This is a genomic window from Acinetobacter legionensis (genome assembly GCF_057165765.1).
In genome coordinates, this window is record NZ_CM169896.1 from 538,016 (window position 1) to 552,151 (window position 14,136).

The following is a 14,136-nucleotide window of genomic DNA, read 5'->3' on the forward strand; positions in this document are numbered from 1 at the left end:
AATAAACAAAATCATGATCCCACTTAGGCTTGTTGATATATATGAATTTAGTTTGATCATTCCAAGTAAAATAAAGCGGAAAGATGTGCAGTATGTTTCTTTTTTTCATACAATATGCCCACCTCGATATAGGTGCAACAGATGAGTCACACACAACCTGATTTCTTAGCCAACGAATTTTTGTTAGATCACTATGTAGGAAAAACTCCTTTAGTGCGTTTACAACGGTTGGCAAGTCATACTCAAGCAACAGTATTGGCAAAGCTGGAAGGGAATAATCCCGCTGGTTCTGTAAAAGATCGTCCTGCATATAATATGATCATGAAAGCTGAACAGCGTGGTCAAATTAAGCCAGGTGATACGTTGATTGAGGCGACGAGTGGAAATACGGGAATTGCGTTGGCGATGGTCGCCGCAATGCGTGGTTATAAAATGAAATTAATCATGCCAGGTAACTCAAGCCAAGAGCGTAAAGATGCGATGCGTGCCTATGGTGCTGAATTGATCGAAGCAACCAATATGGAAGTTGCGCGTGATATGGCTTTGCAAATGCAAAGTGAAGGCCAAGGTCTGGTGTTGAATCAGTTTGGGAATCCAGACAATGTGGAAGCACACTACCTGACCACAGGCCCTGAAATTTGGCAACAGACAGCGGGGAAAATTACTCATTTCGTCAGCTCTATGGGCACAACTGGCACGATCATGGGAATTTCTAAATATTTAAAAGAACAAAATCCAGATATTCAAATTATAGGATTACAGCCTTCAGAAGGTTCAAATATAGCGGGTATACGCCGTTGGCCACAAGAATACTTGCCGACAATTTTTGATCCAAAGCGTGTCGACCAGATCATGGATATTCCGCAAATTGAAGCTGAAAAAACGGCACGCAGTTTAGCGCGTCAAGAAGGCATTAGTGCAGGAACCTCCTCAGGAGGGGCTGTATGGGCATCTGTTAAAATTGCTGAAGAAAACCCAGATGCAGTGATTGTGTGCATTGTATGCGACCGAGGTGATCGTTATCTTTCTACAGGTTTGTTCTCTGTTGAGGATGAAGAATAGTTGCTTCAAGGTCATAAATTGCCTCATGATGGTAAAGTTGATTATTGAGTAAAGTTTTTATGCGCCTTCCAGTTTTAGTTTTTGATATCGAAACCCTGACAGATCTTAAATCTGGAGCGCATTTATATGGTTTGGATTTACCACAGGACGATTTAGAACAGGCGTTGGCAAAATTACGTCGTCAAGAATCAGGGATGGATTTTCAGCGATTATCTTTACATGAAATTGTCTGTATTTCGGGTTTGTGGATTGATGAAAATGGTGTGATGAAACTATTTTCATTTAGTCGTGAGCACTATACTGAAACTGAAATTTTACAAAAATTTTTATCTATCTTTGATAAAAGACACCCAACCCTCGTGAGTTGGAATGGTTCACAGTTTGATTTACCAGTGATTTTGTTCCGTGCAATGTATCACGGACTATCTGCGCCAAGTTTGTTTGATCAAGGTGAGATTGACACACAAAAAAGGTATAATAACTATCAGAACAGATATCACAACCGTCATGTCGACTTAATGGATGTTATGGCGATGTTTAACGGGCGTCATTTTCAGAAATTGGATGATGTTGCTCATTTATTGGGTTATCCCGGTAAACGTGGTATTTCAGGTTATTTTGTTCCCGAATATGTGAATACAAAGCAATGGCTGAAATTAACCAGCTATTGCGAAGGTGATGTTTTAAATACGTGGTTAATCTTCTTAAGATGGGCTTTGTTAAAAGGTCAAATTTCTTTGCAAGATCACCAGTTATGGATTCAAGCCTCTATTCATTATTTGCAAGGACAACCTCAACAACATGAGTTTTTAAATGTTTGGCGTGAAACGTCACAACGAACTGAATTTACTCAAGCAGATTTTTCCTCCACACCCGATTAGGTATCCCTTTGAAACATAGAGCAAAACCTCGACCATCTCAGCTTCCACAATATATTTTTAAAGTTGAAAGATTGTCACATGAAGGGCGAGGGATTGCGCATTATGGAACAGAGCTCAATCATCCAAATGAAAAGCAGGGTAAAAAAGTTTTTATTCGTTATGCACTACCTGGTGAAATTGTAAAAGCTCAAGTGACTCGTCAGGTATCTAAACTTGAAGAAGCGGACAGTATTGAATTACTCAGTGAGGCCAATCCACATCGTATTCAGCCGATCTGTCCACATTTTGGCATTTGTGGTGGATGTAGTATGCAACATATCCATCCAGATGAACAAATTCGTTTAAAACAAGATGTTTTAAAATCGCATCTCAGTCACTTTGCGGGATTAGCGCCTGAACAATGGTTAGACCCATTGCGTTCAACTCGTTCCGATTATCGACATAAAGCCAGAATAGGTGTGCGTCATTTGCCCAAACAAAATAAATTGCTTATGGGGTTTCGTGAAGCACAGAGTAACCATTTAACTGAAATCCAAACCTGTAAAATTTTAGATATTGAATTGGATCAGGCCTTACCTGAAATAAAGGCATTACTCGAAAGTCTAAAAGGCAAAAGTAGCATTGGTCATATAGAATTAGCCAAAGGCGATAGCGAAATTTCATTATTGGTTCGCCATACTGAAAAATTAAAAGCCCATGATGTCAACCTATTGCAACAATATGCGTTACAGAAACAGTGGCAGTTGTATTTGCAACCTGCGGGTGTGGAAAGTGTACATCGAGTAGATCATGCTCAAGCAGACATGCATTTGCATTACCGTTTAAAAGATTTTGATATTGAGTTTGCATTTAATCCAACAGATTTTACCCAAGTGAATCCTACTGTAAATCCGCAGATGGTTAATCTGGCATGTGATTTGCTTGAGTTGAAAGCAGGTGAGACTGTTTTAGATTTATTTTGTGGATTGGGAAATTTTTCACTCCCGCTTGCTAAACGTGTGGGTGCTACAGGAAAAGTCATTGCTGTAGAAGGTAGTGAAGCAATGGTGAAGCGTGGTACAGAAAATGCACTGAACAATCACCTCAGCAATGTTAAATTCTATTCACAAGATTTAACAAAAGACTTTTCGCATTATTCTTGGGCAAATCAAGGATTTGATGCATTATTGATTGACCCTCCTCGTGCGGGAGCAGAACAAGTTATGCATTATTTGCCCAAATTTGGTGCGCAAAGAATCGTTTATGTGTCGTGTAATCCTGCAACTTTGGCTAGGGATGCTGGGATTTTGGTACAACACGGTTATCAGCTCACTAAAGCAGGTGTAATGGACATGTTTACTCACACTGGGCATGTTGAATCTATTGCTTTGTTTGAAAAGAAATTAGAGATAAACGATTTATAATGAAATATAGAGTTAGAGGAGTAGGGTATGGTCACAGTACGTGAGCAACTTCCTGATGAGCTCAATGAGCTATCAGAGGAAGCGACTGTAGAGCATGCCGATGAAGCGCAACACGCTCTAGCAACTTGGCTAGATCGAGTGCGTGGAATTTTAGACGGTGCTGAACTTAAGCAGTTAGAAGAAGTCGCGCAATTAGTATTACAAAAAGAATTGGCGACCACAGTAAATTCCAGAACCAATACCTTTGCAACAGGTATTGGAATGGCTGACATCCTCGCGCATTTACATGTCGATGAAGATACACTAGCAGCAGCTGTACTTTATCGTAGCGTGCGTGAGGATCTCACCACCTTAGAGGAGATACAGCAGCAATGCGGTGAGCAAGTTTATAACCTTGTCAAAGGCACTTTGGCTATGGGTAAACTTTCTGAACTGATTGAAAAGAATAAACGGTTAGAAGATCACTTTAACAATAATCAGCGCGAACACCTGACAGGCATCTATAAGATGTTGATTTCTGTGACAGAAGATGTTCGTGTGGTATTGATCAAATTGGCTGAACGGACATTTGCTTTACGTGAATTGGCACACTCTTCAAAAGAGCGTCAAGAGCGTGTTGCACGAGAAATCTTGACCATCTATTCTCCTTTGGCGCATCGTTTAGGGATAGCTCAATTAAAATGGGAGCTCGAAGATCTTGCTTTCCGTTATTTGGCTCCTGAACGCTATAAAGAGATTGCTTCATTACTCAATGAAAAGCGGCTGGAACGTGAGCAATATATTCAGTTTGTGGTTGATAAACTGAAAGGTGAGCTTGGTGAGCATGATATTGAGGCAGAGATTTCAGGTCGAGTAAAACATATTTATTCGATCTACCGTAAAATGAAGAGTAAAAATCTGAGTTTTGATCAGCTATATGATATTCGTGCGTTAAGAGTTTTGGTTAAATCTGTAGCAGAGTGTTATCACGCTTTGGGCATTGTGCATCAAATTTGGCGCCATATTCCTCATCAGTTTGATGATTATATTACCAATCCAAAAGCCAATGGTTATCGCTCTTTACATACTGCGGTGATTGCAGAAAATAAATCTTTGGAAATCCAAATCCGTACCAAAGAAATGCATGAAGAAGCAGAGTTGGGTGTATGTTCGCATTTCAACTATAAAGAAGGCTCGAAAACCACTGATTATTCATTTAATCATCGTTTGCATTCATTACGTGCAGTCCTTGAACATTATCAAGAACGTACTGAAACCAGTGCACATCCCAATGAAGATGAAACAGAAGATTTTGAACAAATTCAAGATTTTGAAGGGTTCGAAAAAATCTATGTTTTTAGTCGTGATGGGGATATTAAAGAATTACCACGTGGATCGACGGTGCTTGATTTTGCTTATCATGTGCATACCGAGGTCGGGAATAAGTGCTATGCATCAAGGGTTAATCAACGCTATGTGCCATTAACCTATACTCTGAAAACAGGGGAACAGGTTGAGATTTTAACCAAGAAAGATCGTGAACCCAATCGTGATTGGTTAGTTAACTCATTGGGTTATATCAAAACTGCACGTGCCCGTGACAAGTTGCGCCACTGGTTTAGACAACAAGATCGCAGTAAAAATCTGGAAGTTGGGCGTGAACTACTCAATAAAGAGCTTTCACGTCTAGCGATTCATCCAAAAAGTATTGATTTAAGTGATTATTGTAATCATTTCAATGTAAAAACTGGTGATGACATCCTTGTTTCATTGGTAAGTGGGGAAATTAGCCTGCATGCCTTGATTAATCAAGTTAATCGCCACATGCACTTAGATCAAGATGAACCAGAACTTGTTCTAAAACCGACGTTAAATCCACGTGCAAGTCATACCTTATCTGCACATGGAATTTTAATTGATGGTTTGGATAATGTTGAATTACACATTGCACAATGTTGTCAGCCTGTTCATGGTGAATCGATTGCTGGATATATCACCTTGAATCGTGGTGTGAGTATTCATAAGGTTGCGTGTCCCGATTACATGCGCATGATCAAGTTAGAACCTGATCGTGCTGTTGAAGCCGATTGGGAAATGCAACCGACACGTGGGCAAAGTGTGCAAATTGTGGTGGAAGCTTATGATCGTCGTGGTTTGTTAAAAGATTTGACCCAAGTGATTTTTTCAGATCAGATCAATATTCGTCAGGTAAATACGATTTCTGAAGCAGATGGTATTGCCAATATGAAATTGTTGATTGAAGTGAAAGGTTTGGCGCAATTGTCTCGCCTTTTAGCAAGATTGGAACAACAGCCTGGCATTATCAGTGCTCGACGTTTGGTTCAAGGTAATTAAGCTATATTGCCTTGATCAGATTTTATGATTTGAACAATAACAAAACTCGCGAAATGCGAGTTTTTTATTATTCAGTATAATAAATTAAACTATGAATTTGATTTATAAAAAGAAAGCTGATATCTGTTGAATGAGTTTTTATAATATTAATGCTTAGATTTTCTCGTCAGTATTAAATTACTCAAGCGATTGATAAATTGAGGGCTAATGGTAGAAAGTGTAAACATTACTTTAGTTTTTAAACCAACTGGACGATGTGTAGCAGTGAAAAGTGAGTCTTTGGCTTTAACTTGTGCAAGCACTTGCTCAGCAACATCTTGGGGTGTGAGGCTAACACCGATATTTTGAATCGCGCCTGCATCCATGTTTGTTACCATAGTCGTTTGGACAAACAGCGGCATAACATCCAGTACACGAATGCCATATTTTTGCCATTCGATATCTAATCCTTCGGTAATACCGCGTACCGCAAATTTACTGGCAGAATATGAGACTAAATCTGCTTGTCCATAAATGGCTGATGCTGAAGAAATATTGATAATACGCGCAAATTTTGCTTCTTTTAGATAGGGAAGTGCGGCGTGACAGCCATTTAAAACACCATTTACATTGATATTGATTGTTCGGTGGTGTGCACTAATTTCAGTTTTCTCAAAATCTCCAGAATAAAGGATGCCAGCATTATTCACTAAAATGTTAAGACCATTTGCCCATTGAGAAAACTCTTTAAGCGCTATTTGCCATTGTGCATAATCGCTCACATCTAATTTGCCAGCTTTGGCATTGTGACCTAATTGATCTGCTAAAATTTGAGCCTGAGCTTCATTGATATCATAAATACCAACTTGATAACCTTGTTGGTAGAATAGACGTGCGATCGCTGCCCCAATGCCTTGTGCAGCACCGCTTATGAATATGCTCTGACGCATTGCAGTATCCTTTTTAGTTTATTTTGATTGCAGTGAGTTGAACATAAAATATGCATAACAACAAGTGTTGTGCAGTCATTTCTTATTGATCTTAAAGGACATTAAATGCAACAGTTATTCGCCATTATGAAACAATTACGTGCAGAGTGCCCTTGGGATCGTGAACAGACCCCTGAAAGTTTAACGCGCTATGCGATCGAAGAGGCGTACGAGGTGGAAGAAGCTGTACGCTCTGGCGATGTTGATGAAATTAAAAATGAATTAGGGGATTTATTGTTACAAGTGGTTTTTCAATCACAGATGTACAGTGAGCAGGGTGCTTTTGATTTTAATGATGTTGTAGAAGCTATTTGTCAAAAATTGATACGTCGTCATCCGCATGTTTTCCAAAAAGAGCAGTTTGAGAATTTAACTCCTGAACAAGTGTCACTTTTGTGGCAGGAGATTAAACAACAAGAAAAACAGGGCAAACCTCAATTTCGGTTAGATGAGTTAAAGCATGGTCCTGCTTTGTCTCAGGCGGAAAACCTGCAAAAAAATGTTGCAAAAGTAGGATTTGATTTTACTGATGTGGCGCAGGCCTACGATAAAGTCAAAGAGGAACTGGCCGAGTTTGAAGAAGCCATGCAATCGGAAAAACCTGATGAAATTATGGATGAATTTGGTGATTGTTTATTTTCTTTAATTAATGTTGGGCGTAAACTAGGCATTTCAAGTGAGATGGCTCTTTTAGGAACCATTTATAAATTTAAATCTCGCTTTGCTTATATTGAAAATCAAATCAATTTTAAAAATAAAAGATTAGAAGATATATCTTTAGAAGAAATGGATCTTCTTTGGGATCAGGCAAAGCAACAATTAAAACCATAGGTTATCCATGAGTAATCATAATTTTTATTGTAATCGTGTAGTAAAGCTAATTAAATTGTCTTTTTTATTGGTGCTTTTAAGCTGCTCTTTCAGCTTATATGCGCAACAATTTGATCAAGCTTATTTAAAATGGAAAGCAGAACAACAAGCACATGATGAAAAAATAAACAAGATTGATGGTCACTATTATCTTTCGACACCGAATAACCAGACATCACAACCTAAGAATAGTGGTAACAATAACACATTGTCACGTGTTCAAAATTCAAATAGCTCAGGTATGAGAATTAGTTTAAATTCTGCAAATATTGAACAATTACAACAGTTAAAAGGTGTCGGAACAAAGAAAGCACAGGCGATTATTGATTATCGCAATCAGAACGGGAAGTTTAAAAGTATTGATGATTTAAAAAAGGTAAAGGGGATTGGGGCGAAATTTTTCGAGCAGAATCAAGCAAGACTTAGTTTGTGACGTGTTTAATGCTGTATGGATCGATGAATTATCAACATATATTAAATTCAAGTGAAGTTTGCGAGATTCAAATTGCCCTTTAGCTGTGTAAGCGATATCATTAGCACAATTATGATTTTTACGTCCTGACGTAGGAGACAGTGTCTTTTGCAAACTTTGCGTGCGTCAAAGTGTGGGTTATCCACCGCTCAATTACCTTCCTCCATTTTAGATGTTATTGATTCTTTAACTAAAGCTGGCTATGAAGCTTATATAGTCGGTGGTGGTGTACGTGATTTAATGCTTGGCTTAAATCCGAAAGACTATGATGCAGTGACCAATGCAACGCCTTCTCAGGTGAAAGAGGTATTTGGTCGTCGTTGCCGAATTATTGGGCGACGTTTTGAATTGGCACATGTGTATTCAGGTCGTGAATTGATTGAGGTGGCGACATTCCGTGCCCCACCGAAAAAAGCAATTACCTCTGCACAAGGAATGATTTTACGTGACAACAATTGGGGAACTATAGAGCAAGATTTTGCTCGACGTGATTTTTCCATCAATGCCATGTACTACCAACCAAGAAAAGGGGAAGTGCTCGATTTTTGTAATGCTATTGATGATATAAAAACCAAAACTTTAAGGTTATTGGGTGATCCAGGACTTCGTTTTGAAGAAGATCCCGTACGAATGTTGCGTACTTTACGTTTTGCTGCGAAGTTAAATTTTAGTATTGATCCTAAAATTTTAGACGTTTTTACCCAAGAGATGACACAGCTGCTGCGTGATGTTTCTCCGCACCGTTTATATGATGAGTCGCAAAAATTATTCACGATGGGACATTTACATCGTGTTATGCCTATGTTGATTGAATTTGGTATTTGGAAGCAATTATTTGCTGATATTAGTCCTGAAATTACTCAGTTTATTGAACGTGCTGCGAAAAATACCGATCAACGGATTCAAATGGGTAAAACCATTAATCCTGCTTTTTTCTATGCGGTATTGCTATGGAATAATTTCTTAGCGCGTTGTGATTTTTACCATGCTAAAGGGGTTGTTGCTGCAGAAGCACGAGCTCAAGCAGGTTTGGATGTGTTGAAACGTCAAGCGACTCGAACCATTATTCCCCGTTTTGCGGAAACCTTTATTCGTGAAGTTTGGGAAATGCAAAGCCGTTTGTTAAATCCAAAACCTCAACAGATTGAAGCACTTTCTGGTCATGCACGTTTCCGTGCAGGATTCGATTTCCTGTTGTTGAGAGAGAAGTCTGGTGATACTTCTACCAACGGTATGGGAGCATGGTGGGAAGCTTACCAAGATATGTCGACTGACGAGAAAGAGCGTGCAATTGGTAGCTATAATCGACAGCGTGCTAAGAGCCGTAAAAAAATTGCTGAAGTCGCACCAATTGAAGATGCAAAAGCTGCAGTTTCAACGCAAATTGAGCCATTGGTCAAAGAACAAGAATCTCGTAGTCGTCGTTCACGGAATAAGCCAAATTCAACATCATCTCATGATTTTAGAACACGAAATGATGCTCGAACAGCTGTAAACAAAGGTGAAATCACTGCTGATCATCCAATTACCAAGCGTAGACGAGTACAACGTGATTTGAACAGTGTGATTTTTGGACCCACCCAGCCATGATTAAAACCTACATTGGTTTAGGAAGTAATCTAGGAGATTCTGAGCAAATTCTACGAGCAGCTGTAGAAAAGCTTAGAAAATTTGGTGGTGTTACGGTTTCAAAGTTGTACCAAAGTCCCCCAATGGGGCCTCAAGATCAACCAAATTATCATAATGCGGTTGTAGAATTGCACACAGATTTAGCGCCATTGGCCTTGCTGGATGAGTTGCAACGCATTGAAAATGAATCAGGTCGAGTACGTTCACGTCATTGGGGTGAGCGTACTTTAGATCTAGATCTTTTGCTTTATGCTGAAAAAAACATTATAAATGAGCGGCTCACAGTACCGCATATTGGTATTTTAGAGCGTGATTTTGTAGTGATTCCATTGTTGGATCTCGATCCTGAGCTTCAAGTCAATGGACAATCATTGCAAAAGTTAGATTTCGTGCAACATTCAACCCTTAGCGTTTTAGCAGATCAGTCATGGGCTGATTAAAGGATTGAATGGGCAGAGGAACTCTCATTGATAGAGGAATATCGTCATGATTAGCCTAAGTGATTTAAGACAATTCAAAACTCAGGGACGTAAATTTTCATGCTTAACTTGCTATGATGCGAGTATGGCAAAAGGTATGGAAGTTGCTGAGATTGACACCATTTTAATTGGTGACTCTTTAGGGATGACAATCCAAGGGCATGATTCTACATTGCCTGTTACTGTTGCAGATATGGCGTATCATACTGCAGCTGTACGTCGTGCGAATCAACACGCATTTATCATGTGTGATTTACCTTTTCTGAGTTACGCAACGCTTAATGATGCGTTGCTTAATTCAAAAACCGTGATACAAGCGGGTGCTCAGATGGTGAAAATTGAGGGTGGTGAATGGCTGGCTGAAACTATACGAGTTTTGACACGAAATGGTGTACCTGTTTGTGTACATTTGGGCTTAACACCACAGTCGGTACATGTCTTTGGTGGCTATAAATTACAAGCGAAAACGCGTGAAGCGGCAGATCAATTAATTGCTGACTGTAAAGCTGTGGTAGACGCTGGTGCAGCTGTGTTATTGCTCGAATGTGTTCCTGCTCAAATGGGTAAAGAAATTACTGAATTATTCCCACACGTTCCTGTGATCGGTATTGGAGCTGGGGCAGATACTGATGGTCAAGTTCTTGTTGTGCAAGATATGCTTGGTTTGACTTTTGGTAAAGTGGCTCGCTTTGTACGCAATTTTATGAAAGAACAAGCAGGTGAATCTGCAATTGTAGATGCATTCAAGGCATATCATGTTGCTGTGCAAGAGAAATCGTTTCCTGCAAAAGAACATACTTTTCAAGTAGAGCTGTAGACATGAAAACAGAAACGACCATTCAAGGACTAACAGCATCACTTAATCCTGCTCGATCGGCACGTAAAATCATCGGTTTTGTACCAACGATGGGAAATCTACATCAGGGCCATTTAAACCTTGTTCGTGAAGCGCGTAAATTATGTGATGTGGTGGTGGTTAGTATTTTCGTGAATCCAATTCAGTTTGGACCCAATGAAGATTTTGATAACTATCCACGTACACTTGAGCAAGACAGTAATTTACTTGCTGAAGTGGGGTGTGACATTGTTTTTGCACCGTCTGTTGAGCAAATGTATGGTAAATTCCCACGTTTAACAAATATTACTGTGGGTGAAATTACCAATGATTTGTGTGGCTTACAACGTCCAGGTCACTTTGATGGTGTTGCTGTTGTTGTCACCAAATTGTTTAATATTGTACAGCCGAACTTTGCATTTTTTGGACAGAAAGATTATCAACAATTGGCTGTGATTAAGCAGGTTGTTCGTGATTTGAATATGCCAATTGAAGTGATTGGTGTACCAATTGCACGTGCTGAAGATGGTTTGGCCTTAAGTTCGCGTAATGGTTACTTATCTGAACAAGAGCGTCAAACAGCTCCTGTTATTTTTAAGACCTTAACGACTGCTGAACAAGATTTACATGCAGGCAAAACACTTGCAGATGTCTTGGCTCAAATTCGTGAAAGTTTAAATGATGCAGGGTTAATTGTGGATTATGTCGAAGCACGTAGTCTAGCGTTGCAAAAAGTTGAACAATTCGACCAAGATGTTGTATTGTTTGTTGCAGCGAAATTAGGCAAGACTCGTCTGATTGACAATTTACAAGTAAAACATTTTACATAAACTTTGCTTTTAGGATCGCGATGCCATGAAGCGCATACTTATCGTAACAGGACAGTCTGGTTCAGGTAAATCATCTGCTTTGCAGGTGCTTGAAGATTTGGGTTATTACTGTATCGATAATTTGCCTTTGGCATTGCTTCCTGAAATCGTTGAAAAGCTGGATAGAGAAAACAATTTAGAATTATTGGCACTGGGTGTCGATGTTCGAAGCGCCAAAGAAGATTTACAAGGTTTTGATCAGGTTTTTCAACAGTTACAGAAACATGGCAGCGTAGACGTTATTTATTTAACGACGCGTGATCAGGAGTTGATTTCACGTTTTAGCGCATCGCGACGTCCACATCCTTTGTCAAACCGCTTCCAAAGTTTGAATGAATGTATTCAAGAAGAAAAAAATTTATTGCTCCCAATTCAACTGCGAGCAACAGTACATATCGATACAACGGATAAAAGTGTACACGATTTAAAAGATACCTTATTGTCCAAACTTGGACAGTCCGATAAACTCATTTTAATTTTGCAATCTTTTGGTTATAAACATGGTATTCCATTAGATGCAGATTTTGTTTTTGATGTCAGGCATTTGCCAAATCCACATTGGGATTTAGAGTTACGTAAATATTCGGGTTTAGATGAACCAGTACGTAAATTTTTAGAAGCCAGTGAGCAAGCAAATGAGATGTATCAAGACATCTATCAGTTTTTAAATAAGTGGTTGCCTGCTTTTTCGGAAGGTCATCGTCACTATATTACAGTGTCAATTGGCTGTACGGGGGGACAACATCGTTCAGTTTATATTGTGGATAGGTTGAAAAAGGCTCTTGAGTCAAAATGGACTATTCAAGTATTACATAGAGAAATGAAGCACTGGTCATGATTGACACAACTGTTGACGTAATTAATAAATTAGGATTACATGCGCGTGCATCTGGAAAACTAATCGAAGTCACGACTAAATTTAAATGCTCTATTCAAATTGGTAAGGGTGACAAGTTAGTCGATGCCAAGAATATCCTTTCTTTACTTATGCTCGGAGCTGGTAAAGGAACCACCTTGCGTCTAGTGATTGATGGTGCAGATGAAGAAAAAGCTTTGTCTGAAGTTCAAGCACTGTTCGCAGATAAATTTTACGAGGCAGAATAATCGTGGCACGTCGTCCGCAACGTTTTACTGAAGATGATTTTGAATCTTTAGAAGGGCGTGCAAGTAAAACCGAACAGAAAAAAGCTGTACAACGTATGGCTGCTTTAGGTGAACAACTCGCAGAGTTGTCGAAGAAACAAATTGAATCTTTACCTGTTGAAGATCGGTTGATAGAGGCTTTGCTTGATGTGCAATTGATCACATCTTTTGAAGCACGTCGCCGTCAATTTCAACGGATTGGTAAGCTTTTGCGTAATGAAGATGAAGCCATCATTTTGTCTTATTTAACCCCTAAGCAAGGGATTAAAAAGTTGGCGCAATTGGATCGTTGGGTGGATCGAATGATTGAGCAGCGTGACCCTGCAATTAAAGAATTCTGTAAATCTTATAATGCTGCTGAAAGTCATTCTTTACGTCAGCATGTATTGCGTATTCATCGGGATATCACCCGTCAAGCCACCGCTGAAGAATTAGCGGCTTCTAAACTTAAGTTATTAAATTATGCCCAACAAGTGGCTTTGATTTCGGATAATTCCAAGTAAATTATTGTGACAAATAAAAAACGACCCAACAGGGTCGTTTTTTATATTTAGCCAAGATATGAATTAAACTTTTGATGGTATCATGGGAATGTTATCGCCTGATTTAAACTCTGGCTGGAATTTAACAACACATTTACCATCGATGATTTTATCATCCAGTTTTACTTGGATTGCCTTACCATCAGTCTGGCCTGCACATGATTTTTGAATCGCATCCCACTTCGCTTTACGTTCTGCACGTTTTTGGGCAAATTCTTGCTTAATTTGAGCACGTTGTTCTTCGGTCATGTCTTTCATACGGGGTCCGTCATGACGCATCATATGACCACGTTGTTCTCCATCACGACGGAAATCCTGATTCATCTCTTTCATCGCCTTGTGATCAGGCTTGAATACGATATTACATGTACCATTAATATTTTGCTGACCTGCTGTCACCTGAACCGTTTGACCAATTGCTTTGCCATCACAGGCTTTTTGCATTTGTTGGCGTAACGCTTTATGTTGAGCACGTTTCTGTTTCATTTCTTCACGTTGTTCAGGTGACATTTTATGATGCCCACCATGCATCATCGGGTGGCCCTCTTTTGGACCTGGATTAGATTGACAGGCAGTCAAAGCCCCTACAGTTAAAATACTTGCCGATACCAGTGCGATTTTTGTCATAGCTTTCATTGTTACTACTCCA

General features: G+C 39.3%; 15 protein-coding genes. 13 read left to right on the plus strand and 2 right to left on the minus strand.

Features of this window, described 5'->3' with window-relative positions; all coding sequences use genetic code 11:
- Nucleotides 1-141: 141 nt before the first annotated feature.
- Genes cysM through AC2G3J_RS02595 form a run of 4 tightly spaced genes read left to right on the plus strand, consistent with a single transcriptional unit; the run spans nucleotide 142 to nucleotide 5,680 of the window.
- Nucleotides 142-1,062, plus strand: coding sequence for a cysteine synthase CysM (gene cysM / locus AC2G3J_RS02580; RefSeq protein ID WP_336953566.1), 921 nt, complete (start codon nucleotides 142-144; stop codon nucleotides 1,060-1,062).
- A gap of 59 nt (nucleotides 1,063-1,121) precedes the next feature.
- Nucleotides 1,122-1,943, plus strand: coding sequence for a 3'-5' exonuclease (locus AC2G3J_RS02585; RefSeq protein ID WP_336953567.1), 822 nt, complete (start codon nucleotides 1,122-1,124; stop codon nucleotides 1,941-1,943).
- A gap of 8 nt (nucleotides 1,944-1,951) precedes the next feature.
- Entirely contained in the window at nucleotides 1,952-3,346 is a 1,395-nt protein-coding gene (rlmD, locus tag AC2G3J_RS02590; protein WP_483770620.1) for a 23S rRNA (uracil(1939)-C(5))-methyltransferase RlmD, read from the plus strand.
- 27 nt (nucleotides 3,347-3,373) lie between these two features.
- A complete protein-coding gene (locus tag AC2G3J_RS02595; RefSeq protein WP_336953569.1) occupies nucleotides 3,374-5,680 on the plus strand; it encodes a RelA/SpoT family protein in 2,307 nt (768 codons plus the stop codon).
- Between the two features lie 146 nt (nucleotides 5,681-5,826).
- Here AC2G3J_RS02595 and AC2G3J_RS02600 read toward each other — a convergent pair whose 3' ends face one another.
- Nucleotides 5,827-6,609 carry an SDR family oxidoreductase gene (locus tag AC2G3J_RS02600; protein WP_336953570.1) on the minus strand — a complete coding sequence of 261 codons (783 nt, stop codon included), beginning with the start codon at nucleotides 6,607-6,609 and terminating at the stop codon, nucleotides 5,827-5,829.
- Between the two features lie 105 nt (nucleotides 6,610-6,714).
- On the opposite strand from AC2G3J_RS02600, the gene mazG reads away from it, so the two are divergent.
- The 9 genes from mazG (at nucleotide 6,715) to yjgA (ending at nucleotide 13,448) form a co-directional block, all read left to right on the plus strand.
- A complete protein-coding gene (gene mazG, locus AC2G3J_RS02605) occupies nucleotides 6,715-7,479 on the plus strand; it encodes a nucleoside triphosphate pyrophosphohydrolase (protein ID WP_336953571.1) in 765 nt (254 codons plus the stop codon).
- Between the two features lie 7 nt (nucleotides 7,480-7,486).
- The gene (locus tag AC2G3J_RS02610; protein WP_336953572.1) at nucleotides 7,487-7,951 is read left to right on the plus strand and encodes a ComEA family DNA-binding protein; all 465 of its coding nucleotides are present in this window, start codon (nucleotides 7,487-7,489) and stop codon (nucleotides 7,949-7,951) included.
- Nucleotides 7,952-8,098: 147 nt separating this feature from the next.
- A complete protein-coding gene (pcnB, locus tag AC2G3J_RS02615) occupies nucleotides 8,099-9,580 on the plus strand; it encodes a polynucleotide adenylyltransferase PcnB (protein ID WP_419327654.1) in 1,482 nt (493 codons plus the stop codon).
- Nucleotides 9,577-10,059 carry a 2-amino-4-hydroxy-6-hydroxymethyldihydropteridine diphosphokinase gene (folK, locus tag AC2G3J_RS02620; protein WP_419327653.1) on the plus strand — a complete coding sequence of 161 codons (483 nt, stop codon included), beginning with the start codon at nucleotides 9,577-9,579 and terminating at the stop codon, nucleotides 10,057-10,059. Before pcnB ends, folK begins: the two co-directional genes overlap by 4 nt.
- 46 nt (nucleotides 10,060-10,105) lie before the next feature.
- A complete protein-coding gene (gene panB / locus AC2G3J_RS02625) occupies nucleotides 10,106-10,915 on the plus strand; it encodes a 3-methyl-2-oxobutanoate hydroxymethyltransferase (RefSeq protein ID WP_336953575.1) in 810 nt (269 codons plus the stop codon).
- Nucleotides 10,916-10,917: 2 nt separating this feature from the next.
- Nucleotides 10,918-11,763 carry a pantoate--beta-alanine ligase gene (panC, locus tag AC2G3J_RS02630; protein WP_419819976.1) on the plus strand — a complete coding sequence of 282 codons (846 nt, stop codon included), beginning with the start codon at nucleotides 10,918-10,920 and terminating at the stop codon, nucleotides 11,761-11,763.
- Between the two features lie 25 nt (nucleotides 11,764-11,788).
- Complete coding sequence (gene rapZ, locus AC2G3J_RS02635) at nucleotides 11,789-12,640, plus strand: RNase adapter RapZ (RefSeq protein ID WP_004725931.1); 852 nt, start codon at nucleotides 11,789-11,791, stop codon at nucleotides 12,638-12,640.
- On the plus strand, nucleotides 12,637-12,906 hold the full coding sequence (locus AC2G3J_RS02640; RefSeq protein ID WP_004725933.1) for an HPr family phosphocarrier protein: 270 nt from the start codon (nucleotides 12,637-12,639) through the stop codon (nucleotides 12,904-12,906). Before rapZ ends, AC2G3J_RS02640 begins: the two co-directional genes overlap by 4 nt.
- A gap of 2 nt (nucleotides 12,907-12,908) precedes the next feature.
- The gene (yjgA, locus tag AC2G3J_RS02645) at nucleotides 12,909-13,448 is read left to right on the plus strand and encodes a ribosome biogenesis factor YjgA (protein WP_004725935.1); all 540 of its coding nucleotides are present in this window, start codon (nucleotides 12,909-12,911) and stop codon (nucleotides 13,446-13,448) included.
- A gap of 63 nt (nucleotides 13,449-13,511) precedes the next feature.
- Here the strand turns inward: yjgA and AC2G3J_RS02650 are convergent, their stop codons facing one another.
- A complete protein-coding gene (locus AC2G3J_RS02650; protein ID WP_336953577.1) occupies nucleotides 13,512-14,123 on the minus strand; it encodes a hypothetical protein in 612 nt (203 codons plus the stop codon).
- Nucleotides 14,124-14,136 lie beyond the last annotated feature (13 nt).

Coding starts and splice junctions, on each gene's coding strand:
- cysM (WP_336953566.1), top strand. CDS start 142: ATGAGTCACACACAACCTGATTTCTTAGCCAACGAATTTTTGTTAGAT.
- AC2G3J_RS02585 (WP_336953567.1), top strand. CDS start 1,122: ATGCGCCTTCCAGTTTTAGTTTTTGATATCGAAACCCTGACAGATCTT.
- AC2G3J_RS02595 (WP_336953569.1), top strand. CDS start 3,374: ATGGTCACAGTACGTGAGCAACTTCCTGATGAGCTCAATGAGCTATCA.
- AC2G3J_RS02600 (WP_336953570.1), bottom strand. CDS start 6,609: ATGCGTCAGAGCATATTCATAAGCGGTGCTGCACAAGGCATTGGGGCA.
- mazG (WP_336953571.1), top strand. CDS start 6,715: ATGCAACAGTTATTCGCCATTATGAAACAATTACGTGCAGAGTGCCCT.
- AC2G3J_RS02610 (WP_336953572.1), top strand. CDS start 7,487: ATGAGTAATCATAATTTTTATTGTAATCGTGTAGTAAAGCTAATTAAA.
- folK (WP_419327653.1), top strand. CDS start 9,577: ATGATTAAAACCTACATTGGTTTAGGAAGTAATCTAGGAGATTCTGAG.
- panB (WP_336953575.1), top strand. CDS start 10,106: ATGATTAGCCTAAGTGATTTAAGACAATTCAAAACTCAGGGACGTAAA.
- panC (WP_419819976.1), top strand. CDS start 10,918: ATGAAAACAGAAACGACCATTCAAGGACTAACAGCATCACTTAATCCT.
- rapZ (WP_004725931.1), top strand. CDS start 11,789: ATGAAGCGCATACTTATCGTAACAGGACAGTCTGGTTCAGGTAAATCA.
- AC2G3J_RS02640 (WP_004725933.1), top strand. CDS start 12,637: ATGATTGACACAACTGTTGACGTAATTAATAAATTAGGATTACATGCG.
- AC2G3J_RS02650 (WP_336953577.1), bottom strand. CDS start 14,123: ATGAAAGCTATGACAAAAATCGCACTGGTATCGGCAAGTATTTTAACT.